Consider the following 19,387-nt stretch of genomic DNA (forward strand, 5'->3'; position numbering starts at 1 on the left):
CCTCCTTAGAGCGCTGACAGGATTCTGGCTTCGATGCTCGTGGTCGACAGCCCGTACCGCTCGTGCAATGTGGGCAGTGCTCCGGCGGCGAGGAATTCATCGGGCAACGAGATCGATCCGACCTTCTTGCCAAGGCCACGCTCGACGACTGCTGAGGCCACTGTCTCGAACAATCCACCGATTCTGGAGTGATTCTCGAGCGTGAACGCGAGGCGGTCGGTGTTCAGCTCACGGAGCACGGTCGCCGAGTCGAACGGCTTGATGGTCGGGGTGTGCACGACGGCGACGTCGACGTTGTGCTTTTCGAGGTTGGCGGCGGCCTGAAGTGCTCGCATCGTCATAAGCCCACTGGAAATCAGGACGACGTCGGCGCCGGGCCGAATGACTTTTGCCTTGCCGAGTTCGAAGGTGTAGTCGTATTCGTCGAGAACGGTGGCGACCTTCCCGCGAAGCAGCCTCAGGTAGGTTGGCCCGTCGGTGGCAGCGAGCTGCGGGACGGCTTGTTCGATGTCGACGGAGTCGCAGGGATCGACGATCGTGAGGTTGGGCATGCCACGGAAGATCGCAATGTCTTCGGTTGCTTGATGACTCGGTCCGTAGCCTGTCGTGAGGCCGGGCAGGCCGCCGACGACGTTCACGTTCAAGTTGGGCTCGGCGATGTCGAGGCACAGGAAGTCGTAGGCGCGGCGGGCCGCGAAGACCGAGTAGGTCGACGCGAAGGGGATCAGTCCAGTTTCGGCCATCCCTGCCGATGCACCCAGGAGCAATTGTTCGGCCATTCCCATCTGGAAGAAGCGGTCGGGGAAGGCTTGCGCGAAGTTGTGCATATCGGTGTATTTGGCCAGATCAGCGCTCAATCCGACGATCTTGTCGTTGCCCTCGGCCGCTGCCACCAGAGCGTGCCCGAATGGGGCGGTGACGGTGCGTTGTCCGGGGTCGACGAACGACGCGATCATTGCCGAAGTCTTGAGCTTCGGCTGTGTCGTGGTGCTCATGCCAGATCCTCGTTTTCCTGCAGGTAGGTGGGGTCGGTGTAGCGAGATGTCAGTTGGTTCCGGCAGATGCTCCACTCGTCTTCGTCGATGCGCATGAAGTGCGCTTTCTCGCGAGTTTCGAGCAACGGGACACCGAAGCCGATCTTGGTGTCGCAAATGATCACGGCGGGCGTGCCGACGGGAGAGGCTGCTGCACAGGCGGTGTCGAATGCGTCGTCGAGCGCGGCCGGGTCGCTTCCGTCGACCCGTTGGACGAACCAGCCTGCGGCCGACCACTTTTCGTGCACGGGCTCGATTCCGAGCACGCCCTCGGTCGGGCCGTCGGCCTGTAGCGCATTCATGTCGACCATCGCGATGATGTTGCCGAGGCGGTGGTGATGCGCGCCCATCGCAGCCTCCCATGTGGAGCCTTCGTCGAGTTCGCCGTCGGAGAGGAAATTGAAGACACGAGACTGCGACTGCTGATGCCGTAGCCCTAGTGCCATACCGACAGCGACTGTCAGGCCGTGGCCGAGCGATCCGCCGGAGATCTCCATTCCTGGTGTGTACGTGGCCATTCCGGACATCGGGAGACGTGAATCGTCGGACCCGTAGGTCTCGAGTTCGTCACGAGGGACGATGCCTGCTTCCGCGAGCGCGGCATAGAGACCGATCGCGTAGTGGCCTGTCGAAAGAAGGAACCGATCGCGCAGCTCCCAGCTGGGATCCTCGGGCCGATAGTTGAGGCGGTCGGCGTAGACCGCGGCGAAAATATCGGCTGCACCGAGGGCTTGACCGACATAACCCTGGCCTTGCGCCTCGCCCATGTCGATAACGTTGTGGCGCATGCGATATGCGAACTGGGAAGCGTTGTCGATGCGAGTGAGTCGGTCGGTGCTGGTGGTGGTAGGCGAATCGGTCGTGGCGGTCACAGGAGTTCCTTCTCGCGGATGGGGGAGGTCATGGTCGGGTACATCGGTGTGGTGAGCTCGGCCTCGACGGCCAGTCGACGTTCGGTCGGACCCCAGGTCTCCTTGGTGGCCAGTGCGGACAGCAGACCGATCAGGGCGTAGGTCACGAAGAGCAGTGCGGGTCCGAGCCATCCCAACCAGACGAATAGCAGCGTCGTAATAAACGGGGTGAATCCGGAGGCCATGGCCGAAATCTGGTATGCGAGTGACGCTCCGGACGCTCGGTGGGAGGCGGCGAACAGTTCCGGAAACCATGCGCCCTGAGCCCCGGCGAGGGCGTTCTGGCACACCGCGTAGGACAGGACGATCGTGGCGATGACAAAGAACATCAACCCGGTGTTCACGAGCAGGAACATCGGAACACCGAACGCGGCGGCGAAGGCGCAGACTGCCACGTACAGCGGACGACGTCCGATGCGATCGGTCAGAGCTGCCCAGGCTGCGGTGGCGAAGATGCCGATGCCGGATGCGATGCACAGTGCCGTGATGGTCTGGGACGTCGACGCCAGCTCCTGCGTGTGCAGGTACGAGATCATGTACGTGACCGAGACTGCGTAGCCCGCGGCCTCGGCAATGCGAAGGCCGATGCCGCGCAGAATGTTTCGCCAGTCCAACCGGATGGCTTCCTTGATCGGGGAGGCGGTGACGCCTTCCTCTTTGACGTCCTCGAAGACCGGTGACTCCGGCACCTTCGAGCGGTGATCAGACCGACCGCGACCAGAACAATGCTGAACAGGAACGGCACCCGCCACGCCCAGTCGCCACCGAGGTGCACGCTGCCGAGAAAGACGAGATTGGCGAGCAGCAGTCCGACTGGGAACCCGGCTTGAACGATGCCGGTGAACTTGCCTTTGTGCCGCCAGGGGGCGTGCTCGTAGCTCATCAAGATGGCGCCGCCCCATTCGGCGCCGAAGGCGAGGCCCTGCACGATGCGCACGAGCACAAGCACGATCGGCGCGATAACGCCGGCCTGAGCGTAGGTGGGCAGCAACCCGATGGCGAAAGTGGCGACGCCCATCAGGATCAGCGACCCGACGAGGACGGGTTTGCGACCGACCTTGTCGCCGAGGTGACCGCCGACGATACCGCCGATCGGACGGGCGGCGAACCCGACTCCGAGTGTTGCAAATGCGGCAAGGGTGCCTGCCACGGAGCTTTGGCCTGGAAAGAATGCTGTGCCGAAGTACAGCGCGGCCGCGGTGCCGAAGCCGATGAAATCGTAGGTTTCGATTACTGCGCCTACTGACGATCCGACGGCGACGCGCTTGGCGTCCTTCGTGCCGTGAACCGGTCCGCGCATTTCGAGAGCGACTGTGCTCATGTGAACGCTCCTGCAAAGGGTAGTGGTTACAAACTCGTCTAGTGACTGTCGACTGTCAACAGTGTCGAGTGTGACCCACTCCTCTTACTGTCAACAGTCAACCGGTAACGGTTGACTGTTGATGGTTGACGTCGTAACGTGTGTCACATCACGAAGCGCGAGGGCGTCAACGCCGTCGGCTCGTAATCGATCCACCCATCGCAGACGGGGAATCCGCTGCTCGTCTTCAGGAGAGACCACATGGCAAGTCGAATTCGCACCGCTGTCGTCACAGGCGCGACCTCGGAAAGAGGAATCGGTCGGGCCACCGCCGAGCGCTACGCAGAGGACGGCTGGGCGATCGTCATCCTCGATCTGGACGGGGAAGTGTCTGCCAAGGTCGCGGCCGAGATCGGCGGAACCTACAACGTGCCGGCATTCGGTCATGCCGTGGACGTCTCGGATGAGGCGTCGGTCGAAGCCGCCTACCTCGCAACCAGGAGCGAGGTCGACTCGGGGGCGTTACCTGCGGTTGGCGCTGTTGCCAACATCGCCGGCATCACCTCGCCTGTGTCGTTCCTCGACACCACGCTCGAGCTGTGGAACAGGGTGTTCGCGGTCAACGCGACCGGAACATATCTTGTCACCAAGGCATTTTTGCCCGACATGATCGCGCTGGGATGGGGACGCATCGTCACCATGTCCTCGGTGTCCGCCCAACGGGGAGGCGGAGTGTTCGGCAAGGTTCCGTATTCGTCGGCCAAGGCCGCAGTCCTCGGTTTCACAAAGGCGCTTGCGCGCGAGTTGGAGGACACCGGCGTCACGATCAACGCCGTGACTCCCGGGGCCGTCGACACCAACATCCGGGTCGGCAGCACCTCGGAGCAGGAAACCGCTATCGCACAAGGGATTCCGCTCGGACGCACCGCGACCACCCGTGAGGTCGCGTCGGTGATCACGTTCCTGTCCTCGGATGATGCCGCGTACCTGACTGGCACGACGATCGATATCAACGGCGGCAGCCACATGCACTGAGCGTTCTGCATCGGGGCGCCGAACTTCGGTGCGATTGCACTCGGAATCCGAGAGCTTTCCCACATCATCTGCGGGCGGCGAGTGCGGCGCGGATGGAGTCCAAAACCGTCTCGGGGCTGTCGTGTAGCTGGTGCCAGGTGAACCGAAGGACGTGCCAGCCTGCGTTGACCAGGATGTTCTGGCGTTCGGCGTCGCGAACGAAGCGTTCGGCGTCGCGATGCCAAGCCCAGCCATCGACTTCGATCGCCACCCGCTGAGCCTCGAAGGCCACATCGATCTCGAATCCGCAACTGCGGACGTGCTGGCTCCAACCCGTCAGCCCGGACCTCCGAAGCAGGCGTTGCAGCATTCGTTCGGCCTCCGATGCGCCACCTTCGCCCGCCGACCGCAGTTGTGCCGCGGCCGCTGTGCTGCCGGACCGCCCGGCGTTGCGCTCGTGCGCGGCTGTGAGCGCTGGTAGCGAAACATGTTTCTGCAGTGCACGATCCATCATCGCGGCACCATATGGTAGCTCGACCGCAGCTTCGAGAATGGTCAGCGCAAGCCCAGTGGTCGGGAGTCCGCGACGCGAGCCGACGTCGGCAGCGGGCAGATCTCGGCGTCGCAGCCGGAGTCCAGGACGATCCCGAGGTGTGCGCCGGCAGGGGACTGTGACCCAGTTCAGCCTCGGCGGAGTGTCGATGATGCCGAGCCACCAGGCAGCACTGGGTCCGTATGCGACGGCATCCGGTCCAGCACCGTAGACAGCAGCGCGTAACCCGGCGGCAGGTCCGCAGGTCCGATCCGAGCGCAGGTAGATGCCCGTCGACAAGCGCCGCCACTCACCTGCGCAAACCCGTCTGCTCACGCCCGCATCGGACATGCCTGCACCGAGCGCCTGGGCAAGCGTCACGACTCCGTCCTGGGCCGCCATGATCGAGTGCACTTTCTTCGGGGTCACACCGGTTTGGACGTATCCCGGCCAGATCGGTTCCATTGGCGCCGAATCTTGGGTGAAAGCTCCCGGAATCCGAGAGGTATCCAACAAGATCTCAGACCTGTGTTGCCATTCCGCCGTACCGCCGGTAACGCGGTTCGGTGCGAAACGTGGGATCCTGGCCGGACGTCGGCGTCGTTGTGACTAGGATTTGGTGATTCTGTCGGAAAGGTGGCGGGCTTACACATGCAGGAGCGGAGAAAGCCGCGGCCAGAGGAATCGTTCGGCTATCTCGAACAGTTGCCGTCGTCGGTGTTGTTGCGACGGCTGTCGGTGCCGATGCTCGCTGTGCATCACGACGACACGGTCGTCTCCGCGAACCCCGCGTTCGAGGAGATGCTCGGCTACGAGCCGGATACCCTCGCGGGCACGGCGGCGCGACGACTTGTCGCGAACGATCCTGAGTTCGACGTCGTCGGTGTCGACGTCATCCGCGATTGTGCGGGAGCGGTGATCGCGCTGCGGCACAGTGACGGGTCGATCGTGAAGGCCCTCGTCACGAAATCGGTCTTGGCCCGCGACGACGACGAAGTGGCGTTGATCGGTTTCCACGACGTGACCGACCATCTGTGGGAGCTCGGGTCCGACCGCTAGACGGACAGGCCTATTCGACCCCGCCGACCTCGACCTCTTCGGCGGGTTTCGCCATCTCTTGGAAGTAGTGGCGAATGCCGAGCACCGTGCCGACGATCAGGACGGCGATCATGCCGCCGATCACTAGCGGCATCAGCCATGGGATGCGGTCCAGGAATTCGCCAGCGTAGAAGCCCAGCAATATCAGTACAGGCGCCCAGACGATCGCGCCCAATGTGCTCGCAATCGTGTACTTGCGATGGTCCATCTTCGCCGCGCCCGCGACGATGGGGCAGAGCGTGCGGACCCACGGAATCCAGCGGGCGACGAGTACAGCCCAGAAGCCGTGCTTGTCGAGCATGGCGTTGACCTTGTGCAGATTCGACGTATTGAGGTACTTGCCGTCGCGTCGCGCAACCAACTTCGCGCCCGACCTGTGGCCGATCACGTACCCGACCTGATTGCCGGCGATCGCGGCGATCATCGCGCCGAGGGAAAGCGCCCACGCTTGTTGGTGTCCGGTCGAATGCGTTGCGAGCACGATGCCTGCGGTGATCAGCATCGAGTCGCCTGGGAGGAACAATCCGATTATCAGCGCACATTCGAGAAAGACGAGCGTCAGGACGACTACCCAGACGACGGTTGGACCCGCGGATTCAAGAACGTTGAATCCGCCTGACGCGACGATCATGGTCAGCCTGTCGGGTCGTTCGGAGCTGTCACGGCTTCAGGATGCACGGGTTCGGACTGCACAGCTTCAGGCTGCGCTCCGGCCTTACGGGACGCAAGCATGCGCTGCCCGACGTGAATGATCGCAGGCAGAATCGATAGGAACACGATCAGCAGGAAGATCGCTTCGATGTTGTTCGCGATGAACGGAATGTTGCCGAGGAAGTAGCCGAGGATCGTGACGCCGCCACCCCAGAGAATGCCGCCGAGGATGTCGAACGCCAGAAACTTGCGGTAGGTCATCTTCGATACGCCGGCGAGCACCGGGGTGAACGTTCGGACGATGGGAACGAAGCGCGCCAGGATGATGGTCTTGGGACCGTATTTTTCGAAGAACGCGTGCGATTCGACGACGTACTTCTTCTTGAATAGCCGCGAATCTTCCTTCGTGAACAGCGCTGGCCCTATTCGACGCCCGATCCAGTACGCGGTCTGATCGCCCGCGATGGCGGTGACGACCACTGCCGGAACGAGCACCCAGATAGAGACCGGTGGCGGCGTCTGCGCGGCGAGCAGCCCACCCGTGAACAGCAGCGAATCACCAGGTAGCAGCGGAAAGAGCAGCCCGGTCTCGATGAAGACGATGATGAGAATCGCAGGCAGAACTGCCGCCGCGAAGGGACCGTCACCGGTCAACAAATGCACTGGGTCGAGGAAGTCCGGCATCAAAGCCAGGTTCGTGGTCACTGAGTCCGCTGCCTGCACAATCACGTCGACCACAGTACCGGCGTCGCGACCCCATCACCCCACTTCGGCACCGGGGGAGTTCAATACCACAAGCTTCGGGTCCGGTGTCGACAGGACAGTGTTCTCCCTTAGGCTATGCAGACCAGTGCCGACTCCTACCGGATCGGGCTCACCATCACACGGAGGTCTTCTCAGTGCCAATCGCGACTCCCGAGGTCTATGCCGAGATGCTTGGTCGGGCGAAAGAGCACGCTTTTGCCTTTCCTGCGATCAACTGCACGTCGTCGGAAACGATCAACGCCGCCATCAAAGGCTTCGCGGATGCGGGCAGCGACGGCATCATCCAGTTCTCCACCGGCGGAGCCGAGTTCGGTTCGGGACTCGGTATCAAGGACATGGTTGTCGGCGCTGTAGCGCTCGCCGAATTCGCGCATGTGATCGCAGCCAAGTACGACGTGACGATTGCACTGCACACCGATCACTGCCCCAAGGACAAGCTCGATTCCTACGTGCGTCCGCTGCTCGCGATCTCGCAGGAGCGCGTCGACGCAGGCAAAAATCCGTTGTTCCAGTCGCACATGTGGGACGGTTCGGCCGTGCCGATCGACGAGAACCTCGAGATCGCGCAGGATCTCCTTGCCCGCGCAGCAGCTGCGCGAATCATTCTCGAAATCGAAATCGGTGTCGTCGGTGGTGAGGAAGACGGTGTCGAAGCCGAAATCAACGACAAGCTCTATACCTCGTCGGAAGACTTCGCCAAGACCGTCGACGCCCTCGGCGCAGGCGATACCGGCTCGCGGTACCTCCTCGCTGCGACGTTCGGCAACGTGCACGGCGTCTACAAGCCCGGCAACGTTGTGCTCAAGCCGGAGGTGCTCGCGGAAGGTCAGCGCGTGGCATCCGAGAAGCTCGGGCTTCCGGAAGGTTCGAAGCCGTTCGACTTCGTGTTCCACGGCGGCTCGGGATCGCTCAAGTCGGAGATCGACGACTCGCTGCAGTACGGCGTCATCAAGATGAACGTCGACACCGACACCCAGTACGCGTTCACACGTCCGATGGTTGGGCACTTCTTCTCGAACTACGACGGTGTGCTCAAGGTCGACGGCGAGGTCGGTAACAAGAAGTTCTACGACCCGCGCAGCTACCTCAAGAAGGCCGAAGCCGGCATGAGCGCTCGCGTGATCGAGGCCTGCAACGACCTCAAGTCCGCGGGTCGTTCTGTCAGCGCAGGCTAGGGGCGCGTAGGCGATGGCCGGTCCGCGCGTGGATCTGCGCGTTCTCGGACCGGTACAGCTGACTGTCGACGGGCAACCGTTGGCGATCGGCGGTCCGAAACCGCGGACGATGCTGGCATTGCTTGCCGTGAATCGGCGTAGAACAGTGCCGTCCGAGGCGATCGCCGACGCGGTATGGGACGACGATCCGCCCGACGCCTACGCATCGAGCTTGCAAGTGTTCGTGTCGAACCTGAGGAAGACGCTGCGCACGGCCGGAGTCGATCCTGCTGCCCTGCTCACCACCGCGTCGCCCGGTTACCGGCTCGAGATCGCGGACGTCGAGTCCGATCTCGGCCGGTTCGAGGCTGCGCGTTCGGCAGGAACCAAAGCGGCGGAATCCGGTGACCAGGCCGGTGCGGCGTTCTTCTTCGGTGCCGCGCTAGCCGAGTGGTCGGGCGCGGCGCTGTCGGATCTGCGCGGTCTGCAGTTCGCCGACGACTTCGCCGCTGCGATGGACGAAGAACGTCTGCTGACGATCTCGGCACGCATCGATGCCGACATCGCGTGTGGGCGTGCGGCCGCGGTTGTCGGCGAGTTGGTGGCACTGACGACCGAGCACCCTTTGCGCGAGCCGCTCTGGGGTCAACTCGTCACCGCGCTGTACCTCTCGAATCGGCAGGCAGAGGCTCTGGATGCGTGTCGGCGTGTTCGTGCGATTCTCGCCGACGAACTCGGCATCGATCCGAGCCCGGCCTTGGTGCAACTCGAGCAGCGTGTGCTGCGGCAGGAACCGCTGACGGTCGGCTCGGTCGAACAGGCCGCACGGTTGGCGAAGGCGATGAACGAAACGATCGGCGAGATACCGCAGGCTGTGCGGCGCGGCCGACTCCGTCTCGACGACGGTCGCGTCGTCGCGATTCCTTCTGACGGGTTACGAATCGGTCGGATGACGGACAACGATCTCGAACTCGACGATCCGAAGGTCAGTCGCTATCACGCGCAGATCAGACCGAGCCCGGCCGGATTGTTGATACGGGATCTGCAGTCCGCGAACGGCGTCTACGTTCAGGGTCGCCAGATCGACGGCGGTTCGATTTTGTCCGACGGCGACGCAATCCGAATCGGGTCGACGCTGATGAGTTTCGAAGGCCGATAGGCGGCTTCGCCGCTTGTGAGTCCTTTTGGTGGTCGGGCCCGCCGAAAGTGCGCACGAGCGCGGAGCGCCTCACCCGGAGCTGGGACCCGATCCACTTCCCTCCAAGTGGACCCGGCCCCAGCTCCCCCCTCTTGGGTAGGACCTAGGTTGCCGTGCCCCGCATGGGGTTTGCTTAAGAAGTGCTTAAAGCGAGCGGATCCGATCAGGCTGGCGGGTCGCACACCTTCCAGCCGTCGTCGGATTCCTCCAGGTTGAGGGTCCGCGACACCCGGTTGCTCGGGTCGGCCTTCGTGTAGGCGGTCACCGAAGCAATCGCGGTCCGGTCCGTGATCTGGACGGCGTCGACGCTCTGCACCACAGGGATCGCCGCTGTCTCGACCGCTGACTTGTAGACATCGGCGAACTGCTCGTCGGTAAGACCGTTGTAGTACTCGGCGCTTGCACCGCACGACGTACGGCGCAGTGTCTGAATGTCGCCGTCGCCGAGTGCGTTCGAGTACGACGTTATCGATTGCCGAATCTGCGCTTCGGGAGTGTTTGCATCCTCGTTGGTTCCGGTCGCAACGACAGCGACCGCGACGATCGCTGCAATCAGCAGCAACGCGGCGAACGCAGCTGCGAACCACTTGCCACGCTTGCGTTTGGGAACTTCGGCGGGGGCGACGCGTTGCGGCTTGGCGACGGGCGGTGGCGGTGGTTTGCGATCGGGCTGCTCCGGAGCAGGCGCGGCCGGGGGCGGCTGCGTTGGCGGTGCTGCCGGCGGTGGTGTCGCCGCGGCAGGAGCGGGCGGACGCGGTGCAGGCGGGCGGGGAGCAGGCGGCCGTGGCGCGGGAGGTGCGGGCGGTGCAGGAGCTTCGGCAGGCGGAGCAGCAGCAGCCGGCGGTGGCGCGGCTACGCGAGGTTCGGGCTTGCGAACCTGAACGGGCCGGACCGACATCTTCTTCGGATCAGCAGCCTTGGCTGCGGCGGGGATCGCTTCGGTGACTGCCTCGTCTGCGGGCGACTTAGCAGCCTGCGCCGCCGGTGCAGCCTGCTGCACCGGGATGGCAACGGTCGGAGCTTCGGCGCGGGCGGTCTCGGCTGCGGCCTTCTGCGCAGGTATGGCCACGGTGGGTGCGGCGGCAGCAGAAGGTGCGGCTGCAGGCTCAGCAGCTGTCTCTTCAGGAGCTGTCTTTTCGGCAGCACTGTCGGCAGTCTTCGCTTGGTCTGCAGCGGGCGCGGTGGGACCGGTCGGGGACTGTGGCGTCTTGTTGTCGTTCGCGTCCGGCACGCACTACCCCTTGCACTTGTTGACCTGTATTGCGGTGAGTGATGCCAGCAGAAGTGCGGAACTGGCACGTCGCTGTTTGCCCCGCCTCGCCGACCGGCACAATGTAACCTATGACGTCCTTTGGTGACCTGCTTGGACCACAGCCGACACTGCTTCCGGGGGATGACGACGCGGAGTCCGCGCTGCTGAACCACGAAGACCCGGCGACCGTTGCCGCCGCACATCCGACAGCGTCGATTGCATGGGCGTATCTGGCGGAGCGCGCGTTCGACGAAGGCGCAACCATCACGGCGTACGCCTACGCCCGTACCGGCTACCACCGCGGTCTCGATCAGCTGCGGCGCAACGGGTGGAAGGGATTCGGTCCGGTTCCCTACAGCCACGAACCGAACCGCGGCTTCCTGAGATGTGTTGCGGTGCTTGCCAAGGCAGCGAACGCCATCGGTGAGTCGGACGAGTACGCGCGCTGCCTGGACCTACTCGAAGATTGCGATCCACGGGCCGCGGAAGCACTTGGCGTCGACTAGACGTTTCGTCCCGAATCGGGCCAAGACCAAGGACCGAGTCCGGGATTCACTGCATCGGGTTCGTGCGTCACTGCTCCCGATTCTGCAGTGCGCGCTGGCTGCCGGCGGGGCGTGGTGGATTGCGACGGAAGTCGTCGGTCACCCGAAACCGTTCTTCGCGCCCATCGCTGCTGTCGTGTCGCTCGGCATCGCGCTCGGCGCGCGGATGCGGCGGTCCATCGAGCTGATCGTGGGCGTCTCGGTCGGCATCGGTATCGGCGACCTGCTGATAGTCCTGATCGGCAGCGGGACCTGGCAGATCGTTCTCGTCGTTGCGCTTGCCATGACCACCGCCGTTCTGCTCGACGGTGGACCTGTCATCGCCGTGCAGGCGGCAAGTTCCGCAGTGCTGGTCGCGACGCTGCTGCCGCCGGGTGCTAGCGGCAATTTCGATCGGATGCTCGACGCGTTGGTCGGCGGTTTGATGGGCATCGCGGTGGTTGCGATCGTGCCGACCCATCCGATGTTGCGTGCGCGCGACACCGCGGGCGACGTTCTCGGTGTGGCATCGGATGTGCTGCGACTCTGTGCCGACGGCTTGATGGAGCAAAATCCCAAGCTGCTCGTCGAAGCCTTGAAGCAGGCGCGCGCGAGCCAGACCAAACTCGATGCGCTCCGCAACGACCTCACGAGTGGTCGTGAGATCAGCCGAATCTCGCCGTTGCACTGGAATACGCGCGCGCGCGTCGTCCGGCTCGATGCGATGGCCGAGCCGCTCGACAACGCGCTGCGCAACATTCGTGTGTTGGTTCGGCGGTCTTTGTCCCTCGTTCGTGACGACGAGATCCTCGACCCACGACTGGTCGACGAGGTGGAAAAGCTGTCGCATGCGGTCGACGTGCTGCGAAGCATGATTCTCGCGAAACCCGGCGAGGATCCCGACGAACTCGAAGTGCAGCGGGTGCTGCGTGCGGTGGCAGCGGGTGCGCGCTACGAGTTGGTCAGCAGGGGCGGACTGTCGGCAAACGTGGTTCTCGCACAGCTACGTTCGACGATCGTCGACCTACTGCAGGCGTCGGGTCTCGACCGTAAGGCTGCGTTGTCGATGCTGCCGCCGACCGTCGAGCATCCGTACGTGGCGCCGGAAGAAGGCTTCGGGCTGGACGGACCGGCTACCTAGTGGTCCGCCGCACCCCTGCTCCCGGCTGCCACAGGTCGACGTGCAGGCGCTCGTCATCGACGGTGACGAGTACGGCCTCCTCGATGTCGAGCACAAAAAAGTGTGCTTCCCCTGGGTTTTCGGGGTAGCAGTTCACGATCGTCGTCTTTTCGTCACCGTCGAGTTCGCGGGCGCGGCCACTGATCTTCGCGTCGCCGCCGTCCATGGTGTGGTGTCCCGGATTGCTGTGCAGCGCGAAGCGCGGTTCCCGTTGCAGATCAAGGGCTTTGCGTGCACCGATCATGGAGCCGAGTACCAACTGACCCGCGAACATCTCGACCTCCGTGCCACTCACGCGGGGTGAGCCGTCCTTGCGAAGCGTGGCAATGACGTGATGTTTGTGTGCGCTCAGTCGCGCCGCGATTGCCGAGGCCAGGTCGGGTGCTTCGTCGTTGAACTGCTGCCAGGTCGCCATGGCTACAGTCTGCGGGGTGATTACTGACATCTTCTGTCAGTAAATACGGATAGGCTCGATTGCGTGCGGTCCAGTCGGCTCGTCGAGATGATGCTGCGCCTGCAGGGCAGCCGTAGGACGACCGCTGCGGCGCTCGCAGACGACCTCGGGGTTTCGCTGCGAACTGTGTATCGCGACATTGCCGACCTATCGGCTGCGGGTGTTCCGCTGTGGACCGAGACGGGTCGCAACGGCGGCATCAGGTTGCTCGATGGCTGGCAGTCGAAGCTGTCCGGGCTTACCGGTGCCGAGACGTCTGCGCTGATGTTGCTCGGTGTTCCCGCACTCGCCGACGACCTCGGTTTGGGCTCCGTTGCCGCAAGCGCGGAGTCGAAGTTGCTCGGAGCGCTGCCACTGCCGCTGCGAATCGGCGCCGAACAGTGGCGTGATCGATTGCACGTCGATACTCCGGGCTGGTTTCGGCGTCCGCGTACACCTGATCCGCAGCTGCCGACCGTGGCGGACGCAGTGCTGCAGGGCCGACGACTGCGGATGGACTACCGCGGCTCCCAGCGGACCGTCGACCCGCTCGGCCTGGTCGCGAAGGCAGCTGTCTGGTATCTCGTCGCTCGCAGCCGCGGCCGAATTCTGTCGTATCGGACGTCGCGAATCACAGCTGCCGTCGTGCTCGCCGACGCCTTCGACCGTCCGGACGGGTTCGACCTTGTTGCATGGTGGGAGCACGCGGAGGCGGAGTTCGACAGGTCGCTGCTCCGGTTCGCCGCCACGCTGCGGTTGTCGCCGACGGCATGGCGCGATATCGCTCACCACATCGGAACGGAGGCGGCGAGAGTGACGCCGTCGGCGCCGGACGAGTCGGGTTGGGTCACGGTCGAGTTGCTGTTGGAATCGGAGGAGGTCGCGCTCGGGCAGTTGACGGCGTTGGGTGCGGGGGTGGAAGTCGTCGCGCCGCAATCGCTTCGGCGGAGATTAGGTGCTGTCGGTGTGGCAATGGCCGCCCGCAACGGTTGATGACTGCTAATAGAATCGAGAGGGTCGGGTGGCCTGCTCGGCAGACTGGCACAGGAGGAGGGGTTATCGCATGGGCGTGACACTGGCAAAAGGCGGCAACGTATCGCTGTCGAAGGAGTCGCCGAACCTCACCGCCGTGACGATCGGGCTCGGCTGGGACGTTCGTGCGACCACCGGCGTCGAATTCGATCTGGATGCGAGCGCCATCGGTCTGACGGATGGCGGTAAGGCCGTCAACGACAACTTCTTCGTCTTCTACAACAATCTGCGTTCGCCGGACGGTGCCATCGAGCACACCGGCGACAACCGCACCGGCGAGGGTGACGGCGACGACGAAAGCGTCAACATCGATCTGCTGGCGTTGTCGCCCGCGGTGCAGTCGGTGGTGTTCCCGGTGTCGATCCATGACGCCGATGCGCGCAGGCAGAACTTCGGGCAGGTCCGCAACGCCTTCATTCGTGTTGTCGATCGGACGTCCGGTACCGAACTGGCGCGCTTCGATCTCAGCGAGGACGCGTCCTCGGAGACGGCGATGATCTTCGGTGAGCTGTACCGCCGTGGTGCCGAGTGGAAGTTCCGAGCGGTCGGTCAGGGGTACGCGTCGGGGTTGTACGGCATCGTTCGCGACTACGGGATCAACGTGTCCTGAGCGGTTAGCTCCGCCCACTTTCGCGGCGACACTTTGATTTTCAGGTGTTCCATCTCGACGACCTCGTCGGCGTCGCCGCGTAGTTGTACGCGGACGGGACTGTCCGACTTGTCGTCCAGGATGGTCAACGGCGCCCCGCCCGGGCCCTGTAGATATTTGTCGCCCCATTGCATCAGGGCCAGAACGGCCGGCAACAGATCGCGGCCCATCTGGGTGAGCACGTACTCGTGGCGGGTCCGCTTGCCGGGCTCGCGGTATGGCTGCTTCTCGAGCAATCCGGCAGCGGTCAGTTCTTTGAGCCGGGTTGCGGCGACCGCCTGGGTGATGCCGACACGCTCGGCGAAGTCGTCGAAACGTGTTGTGCCGTAGAAGGCTTCGCGCATCAGCAGGATCGCCGACCGGGTGCCGACGATCTCCATCGCCTTCGCGATCGAACATTCCGCTGTGTTCCAGCGGGAGCGGTCGGCGAGGGCGCCAGTGAGTTGCATTCCGGACATGTGTTTCATACTACATCTAACTTGCGTAAACCATAGTCAGGTCCTACTGTCTAACTATGGCAATACAAAGTCAGCTAGCTGTAGCCGAGACGGCGACGGTCACAACCAGTTTCGACGCCACGTGGCTCGGCTTCGGCGGAGTGCACGGTGGGCTGTTGCTCGCCGCGCTCGCGGAAGCCGCTGCAGATCACGTCGGCAGCATCCCGATCGGGATATCGGCGCACATGTATGCACCCGTGCAGCCGGGTGAGGTGGAGATCGCTGTCGACGTCATACGCGCAGGCCGGACCGGCAGCGTGTCCGCGACTATCGAGGGTCGGGCGACAGCTCTGGTCCGAACGAGCCGCGAACCGTTCGGAAACCGCACCTGGCCTTCGAGCAATTCGGTTGCAGCGGCAGAGCATCCGGAACAACTCGAACCGCTGGTACTTCCGGTCGACTTCGTCCCGTTCTCCCAGTACGTCGACATTCGGCCCGTGAACGCGGCGCGGCCCTTCGCAGGTGGGCACGAGCCTGAGTTCATCGTTTGGATTCGGCTGCGTGAGAACTTCGGACTGACCGAGCAGGGCCGCGCGGCCGTTCTGCTCGACGCCTTGCCTCCTGGACTCTTCGCGACGATGACAAGCCCCGTACTCATTCCGACGATCGAGATGACGGCACACTTCGCGCCGACCTCGAACTCGGGTAGCGATTGGTACTACCTGCGGCATCGCACCGCGTGCTCGACCGCCGACCTCAGTGTCGACGAGACCGAACTCTTCACCGCGACAGGAGAACTGGCAGCACAGGCGCGTCAGCTTCGTCGCATCGTAAGAAAGGGATGAATGATGAGAGATGCAGTAATCGTCGAAGCCGTTCGTACGCCGATCGGCAAGGGAAAGCCAACCGGCGCATTGCATTCGATCCATCCCGTCGACCTGTTGGCGCACAGCCTGCGTGCTGTCGTCGAACGGACGGGTATCGATCCGGCGTTGATCGACGACGTGATCGGCGGCGCGGTGACGCAGGTCGACGAGCAGGCCGCGAACATCACCCGCAATGCCATTCTGGCGGCGGGCTATCCGGAATCGGTACCGGGAACGACCGTCGACCGGCAGTGCGGAAGTAGTCAGCAGGCAATACATTTCGCAGCTCAAGGGGTGCTGTCGGGTGCGTACGACATCGCCGTCGCCGGTGGTGTCGAGTCGATGAGCAGGCAGCCGATGGGCAGCAACATTCGGGACAGTTCGCCGTGGAGCCCAGGACTCGCGCAACGGTATCCGAACGGTCTTGTACCGCAGGGAATCAGCGCGGAACTGATTGCGTCCAAGTGGAAGCTGTCGCGGACACAGCTCGACGAGTTCGCGTTGCGTAGCCACGAAAGGGCTTATGCGGCAAGCCAGGGTGGCCTGCTGAGCAAGCAGCTCGTGTCGTTGCCGGAGCTCGGAACCGACGAAGGCGTCAGGGCGGGCAGCACATTGGAAGCGCTGAGCGGTCTGCGTCCCGCCTACTACAGCGAGGCCGCGGCGGCACGTTTTCCCGAGATCGGCTGGAACGTCACCGCGGCGAACTCGAGTCAGATCAGCGACGGCAGTGCAGCGGTCATGATCACGACGAGCGAGAAGGCGAAGGAACTCGGACTCACCCCGATCGCGCGGCTGCACAGCTTCGCGGTAGTCGGTGACGACCCCTTCCTGATGCTGACGGCCGTCATCCCGGCGACCGCGAAAGTGCTCGGCCGTGCCGGGCTGACCCTCGACGACATCGGCGTCTTCGAAGTCAACGAAGCGTTCGCCTCGGTTGTGCTCGCGTGGGCACACGAGACCGGTGCCGACCTCGATCGCGTCAACGTCCACGGCGGCGCCCTCGCGCTCGGGCACCCCCTCGGTGCAAGTGGTGCCCGCATCCTGACCACCATGCTCGGTGCGATGGAAGATCGCGGCGCGCGGTACGGACTGCAGACGATGTGCGAGGCAGGCGGACTGTCCAACGCAATGGTCGTCGAACGCCTGTAACCGTTCCCTGATCCTCGACCTGGCCCCGTTTCGGTGCCAGGTCGGGGGCGTGTCTGCACAAAGTTTGCCAACTGCGGTGGTTCAACCGAGCGAACAGCGCCTTGCGTGACATCGTTGGTCCGGGTTCTTTCGTGACTACCAACGAGCGAACGGGAATGCCTTCGATGAGCCATCTGCTGCCGACACCGGCGTTCGGCGTCGATGCCTTGTGCCGACATCTGCAATCGGCGCGTGATTGCGGCGCTGATGTCCGTACGCTGGGAGCGACAGTCGAGATCGGCGCAGGCAGATTCGGAGTTCGGCGATGACAGGCACCGCAGCTATTGCTGGGGCGACGCTCAATTGGGGTGTGGCGACCGACGTCGGTGCGGTGCGTCAGATGAACCAGGATTCCTATTGCACGCAGCCGCCCGTGTTCGTCGTCGCAGACGGTATGGGTGGTCAATCCGCCGGCGACGTCGCAAGCAGGGAGGCGATCGCGGCTATTTCCGCTCTCGCCGATCAGGTTCCGGTGACGGGCGAAATGCTGACCGCGAGTCTTGCGGACGCGCGCGCACGGATCGCTCGGATCGACGTCGACCACGGTCGGCCGCCGGGCACGACGCTCAGTGGCGTGATCGTGACGCAGGACGATGCGGAGCCGTACTGGATGGTCGTCAACATCGGCGACTCACGCACGTACAAGCTCGATTCCGATGGATTCAAACAGGTCACCGTCGATCATTCGGCTGTCCAGGAATTGATCGACTCCGGCGAGATCGATCCCGCAACGGCGAACTTTCATCCGATCCGAAACATCGTCACGCGGGCGCTGCTGCCCAACACGGAATATCCGGCCGACGTGTGGCTGCTCCCGATGATTGCGGGCGACCGCATCATGGTGTGCTCGGACGGTCTGACCCGTGAGGTCGACGACAACGGCATCGCAACGGTCCTTCGTGAGGTCGCAGACCCGCAAGCTGCTGCCGACCAACTCGTGCGCGACGCCGTTGCTGCAGGTGGACATGACAACGTCACCGTGCTGATCGTCGACGCTGTGCAAGCGGGCGCTCCGTCGGATGCGACGTCGCCGATGCCGGTGCAACGGATGCAGTGATGCGCCACAGATATCGCCCTGGCGGCTGGCCGGCGGTTGTCTGTGATCGCGGTTTGATCTTGCTGTCTCCTGTTGTTCCGCCTGCTGTCGTGTTGGAGCTCTACGACGCGCTCCTCGACGAAGCAAGCGATGATGCTGTGCTTGCGCTGCTCGAGGTTGCGTACGCCTACGTGTGGGTCAGCCGCGAACCTGGCCTGTCGGGTCGAGGCCGAGTTGCGATGCGTGGCAATCTTTTTGCCGAACTCACCGTCAGCGGCGGGGAACGTTCGGTGGTCCGCGGACGAGATCGCGAGACTTCGATCGAAGGGCCGTTCGACGGTGCGCTCGCCGCGGTGACCGCTCGGCTCGGCGACGAAAGCGGTTCGAGCGCAGTCGAATTGCCGATCGCTTCGGGAGTTGTACTTGCATCCGAAGTGTCGTTGCGGTGGGAAATTGCACCGCGACCCCAGGCGGTGAAATCGTTCGGTCCCGTCACCGCACCGGCGGCAGCGGTTGCGCCGCTGGTTGCCGATCCGATGCGAACCGCGGTCGCGGCGGTGCCAGGGGGTGCCGCCCCTGCTGTCTCTCCTTCCGACGGTGCCGCCCCGAAGGGGTCGGGTCCGCCTGTGCTTGCCCTCGTATGTCCACTGGGACATGCGAATCCGCCCGATCGGCGGGTGTGCCGGTCGTGTTCGGCGCCGCTGACCGGTGACGCGCGAGAGGTCCGTCGTCCGACGCTCGGGATGATCCGCTTCTCGACCGGAATGCTCGTTCCGATCGACAAGGCTCTTGTGATCGGGGCTCGGCCGAGTGTTCGGGAAGTCTCCGAACTCGATCTGCCACAACTGGTTACGGTCCCGAGTGCGGCTCGGGAAATCTCGCGGAGCCACCTCGGGATCAAGGTCGACGGGTGGCGAGTCGTCGCGCTCGATCTGCACAGTACAAACGGGTCCTATCTCCGTAGGGACGGCCGAGCGCCGTCGCGTATCCGTCCCGACGAGCCACTGACACTGGCGACGGGCGACACCATCGATATCGGCGACGGCGTCATCCTGTGTTTCGAGGATCTGCCGTGAGAACGGCACCCGCGAGCGGCGTATTAAGCTCGGCACCAGGTGTCGGGCAACGAAAGG

General features: G+C 63.8%; 23 protein-coding genes. 13 read left to right on the plus strand and 10 right to left on the minus strand.

The genetic code is table 11. The features are described from left to right. Positions 1-5: 5 nt before the first annotated feature. From ACHIRB_RS01905 to ACHIRB_RS01920, 4 genes are all read right to left on the minus strand, one after another. On the minus strand, positions 6-995 hold the full coding sequence (locus tag ACHIRB_RS01905; protein WP_395113949.1) for a transketolase family protein: 990 nt from the start codon (positions 993-995) through the stop codon (positions 6-8). Beyond that, on the minus strand, positions 992-1,822 hold the full coding sequence (locus ACHIRB_RS01910; RefSeq protein ID WP_395123943.1) for a transketolase: 831 nt from the start codon (positions 1,820-1,822) through the stop codon (positions 992-994). The genes ACHIRB_RS01905 and ACHIRB_RS01910 overlap by 4 nt, the downstream gene beginning before the upstream one ends. Before the next feature lie 80 nt (positions 1,823-1,902). Beyond that, on the minus strand, positions 1,903-2,559 hold the full coding sequence (locus ACHIRB_RS01915) for an MFS transporter (protein WP_395113948.1): 657 nt from the start codon (positions 2,557-2,559) through the stop codon (positions 1,903-1,905). Beyond that, positions 2,478-3,266 carry an MFS transporter gene (locus ACHIRB_RS01920; RefSeq protein WP_395123930.1) on the minus strand — a complete coding sequence of 263 codons (789 nt, stop codon included), beginning with the start codon at positions 3,264-3,266 and terminating at the stop codon, positions 2,478-2,480. The genes ACHIRB_RS01915 and ACHIRB_RS01920 overlap by 82 nt, the downstream gene beginning before the upstream one ends. Before the next feature lie 240 nt (positions 3,267-3,506). Here ACHIRB_RS01920 and ACHIRB_RS01925 point away from each other — a divergent pair, with 240 nt between their 5' ends. Then, the gene (locus tag ACHIRB_RS01925; protein WP_395123929.1) at positions 3,507-4,280 is read left to right on the plus strand and encodes an SDR family NAD(P)-dependent oxidoreductase; all 774 of its coding nucleotides are present in this window, start codon (positions 3,507-3,509) and stop codon (positions 4,278-4,280) included. 64 nt (positions 4,281-4,344) lie between these two features. Here ACHIRB_RS01925 and ACHIRB_RS01930 read toward each other — a convergent pair whose 3' ends face one another. Then, a complete protein-coding gene (locus tag ACHIRB_RS01930) occupies positions 4,345-5,256 on the minus strand; it encodes a DUF559 domain-containing protein (protein ID WP_395113944.1) in 912 nt (303 codons plus the stop codon). A 186-nt stretch (positions 5,257-5,442) separates the two neighbouring features. Here ACHIRB_RS01930 and ACHIRB_RS01935 point away from each other — a divergent pair, with 186 nt between their 5' ends. Beyond that, entirely contained in the window at positions 5,443-5,850 is a 408-nt protein-coding gene (locus ACHIRB_RS01935; RefSeq protein WP_395113943.1) for a PAS domain S-box protein, read from the plus strand. A gap of 10 nt (positions 5,851-5,860) precedes the next feature. Here ACHIRB_RS01935 and ACHIRB_RS01940 read toward each other — a convergent pair whose 3' ends face one another. Next, a complete protein-coding gene (locus tag ACHIRB_RS01940; RefSeq protein WP_395113942.1) occupies positions 5,861-6,520 on the minus strand; it encodes a DedA family protein in 660 nt (219 codons plus the stop codon). Between the two features lie 2 nt (positions 6,521-6,522). Next, positions 6,523-7,245, minus strand: coding sequence for a VTT domain-containing protein (locus tag ACHIRB_RS01945; RefSeq protein ID WP_395123942.1), 723 nt, complete (start codon positions 7,243-7,245; stop codon positions 6,523-6,525). Positions 7,246-7,439: 194 nt separating this feature from the next. On the opposite strand from ACHIRB_RS01945, the gene fbaA reads away from it, so the two are divergent. Both fbaA and ACHIRB_RS01955 read left to right on the plus strand, forming a co-directional pair. Further along, complete coding sequence (gene fbaA, locus ACHIRB_RS01950) at positions 7,440-8,480, plus strand: class II fructose-bisphosphate aldolase (RefSeq protein ID WP_395113941.1); 1,041 nt, start codon at positions 7,440-7,442, stop codon at positions 8,478-8,480. A gap of 13 nt (positions 8,481-8,493) precedes the next feature. Beyond that, positions 8,494-9,618: a BTAD domain-containing putative transcriptional regulator gene (locus tag ACHIRB_RS01955; protein WP_395123928.1), complete on the plus strand. Its 1,125-nt coding sequence runs from the start codon at positions 8,494-8,496 to the stop codon at positions 9,616-9,618. Between the two features lie 202 nt (positions 9,619-9,820). Here ACHIRB_RS01955 and ACHIRB_RS01960 read toward each other — a convergent pair whose 3' ends face one another. After that, positions 9,821-10,888, minus strand: coding sequence for an Rv0361 family membrane protein (locus ACHIRB_RS01960; protein WP_395123927.1), 1,068 nt, complete (start codon positions 10,886-10,888; stop codon positions 9,821-9,823). A 110-nt stretch (positions 10,889-10,998) separates the two neighbouring features. Here ACHIRB_RS01960 and ACHIRB_RS01965 point away from each other — a divergent pair, with 110 nt between their 5' ends. Together ACHIRB_RS01965 and ACHIRB_RS01970 are read left to right on the plus strand one after the other, a co-directional pair. Next, positions 10,999-11,415: a DUF3151 domain-containing protein gene (locus ACHIRB_RS01965; RefSeq protein WP_199704293.1), complete on the plus strand. Its 417-nt coding sequence runs from the start codon at positions 10,999-11,001 to the stop codon at positions 11,413-11,415. Further along, positions 11,402-12,574, plus strand: coding sequence for an FUSC family protein (locus ACHIRB_RS01970; protein ID WP_395123926.1), 1,173 nt, complete (start codon positions 11,402-11,404; stop codon positions 12,572-12,574). Before ACHIRB_RS01965 ends, ACHIRB_RS01970 begins: the two co-directional genes overlap by 14 nt. On the opposite strand, the gene ACHIRB_RS01975 is transcribed toward ACHIRB_RS01970, so the two are convergent. Next, a complete protein-coding gene (locus ACHIRB_RS01975) occupies positions 12,567-13,028 on the minus strand; it encodes a pyridoxamine 5'-phosphate oxidase family protein (protein ID WP_395113937.1) in 462 nt (153 codons plus the stop codon). The genes ACHIRB_RS01970 and ACHIRB_RS01975 overlap by 8 nt on opposite strands. 63 nt (positions 13,029-13,091) lie before the next feature. Here ACHIRB_RS01975 and ACHIRB_RS01980 point away from each other — a divergent pair, with 63 nt between their 5' ends. Beyond that, the gene (locus ACHIRB_RS01980; RefSeq protein WP_395123925.1) at positions 13,092-14,039 is read left to right on the plus strand and encodes a helix-turn-helix transcriptional regulator; all 948 of its coding nucleotides are present in this window, start codon (positions 13,092-13,094) and stop codon (positions 14,037-14,039) included. Positions 14,040-14,109: 70 nt separating this feature from the next. Then, entirely contained in the window at positions 14,110-14,688 is a 579-nt protein-coding gene (locus tag ACHIRB_RS01985) for a TerD family protein (RefSeq protein WP_395113934.1), read from the plus strand. On the opposite strand, the gene ACHIRB_RS01990 is transcribed toward ACHIRB_RS01985, so the two are convergent. After that, on the minus strand, positions 14,667-15,185 hold the full coding sequence (locus tag ACHIRB_RS01990) for a winged helix-turn-helix transcriptional regulator (RefSeq protein ID WP_395123924.1): 519 nt from the start codon (positions 15,183-15,185) through the stop codon (positions 14,667-14,669). The two genes, ACHIRB_RS01985 and ACHIRB_RS01990, sit on opposite strands and share 22 nt — an antisense overlap. A gap of 56 nt (positions 15,186-15,241) precedes the next feature. Here ACHIRB_RS01990 and ACHIRB_RS01995 point away from each other — a divergent pair, with 56 nt between their 5' ends. The 5 genes from ACHIRB_RS01995 (at position 15,242) to ACHIRB_RS02015 (ending at position 19,330) form a co-directional block, all read left to right on the plus strand. Further along, positions 15,242-16,009, plus strand: a complete 768-nt coding sequence (locus tag ACHIRB_RS01995; protein ID WP_395123923.1) for an acyl-CoA thioesterase — start codon at positions 15,242-15,244, stop codon at positions 16,007-16,009. A gap of 3 nt (positions 16,010-16,012) precedes the next feature. Further along, on the plus strand, positions 16,013-17,179 hold the full coding sequence (locus ACHIRB_RS02000) for a thiolase family protein (RefSeq protein WP_395123922.1): 1,167 nt from the start codon (positions 16,013-16,015) through the stop codon (positions 17,177-17,179). Between the two features lie 131 nt (positions 17,180-17,310). Next, positions 17,311-17,487: a hypothetical protein gene (locus ACHIRB_RS02005; protein WP_395113928.1), complete on the plus strand. Its 177-nt coding sequence runs from the start codon at positions 17,311-17,313 to the stop codon at positions 17,485-17,487. Further along, complete coding sequence (locus tag ACHIRB_RS02010) at positions 17,484-18,275, plus strand: PP2C family protein-serine/threonine phosphatase (RefSeq protein WP_395113927.1); 792 nt, start codon at positions 17,484-17,486, stop codon at positions 18,273-18,275. The genes ACHIRB_RS02005 and ACHIRB_RS02010 overlap by 4 nt, the downstream gene beginning before the upstream one ends. Beyond that, positions 18,275-19,330 carry an FHA domain-containing protein gene (locus ACHIRB_RS02015; protein ID WP_199704302.1) on the plus strand — a complete coding sequence of 352 codons (1,056 nt, stop codon included), beginning with the start codon at positions 18,275-18,277 and terminating at the stop codon, positions 19,328-19,330. The genes ACHIRB_RS02010 and ACHIRB_RS02015 overlap by 1 nt, the downstream gene beginning before the upstream one ends. Positions 19,331-19,387 lie beyond the last annotated feature (57 nt).

Origin of the sequence: Antrihabitans spumae, assembly GCF_043944905.1 — a bacterium.
Taxonomy (GTDB): Bacteria; Actinomycetota; Actinomycetes; order Mycobacteriales; family Mycobacteriaceae; genus Antrihabitans; species Antrihabitans spumae.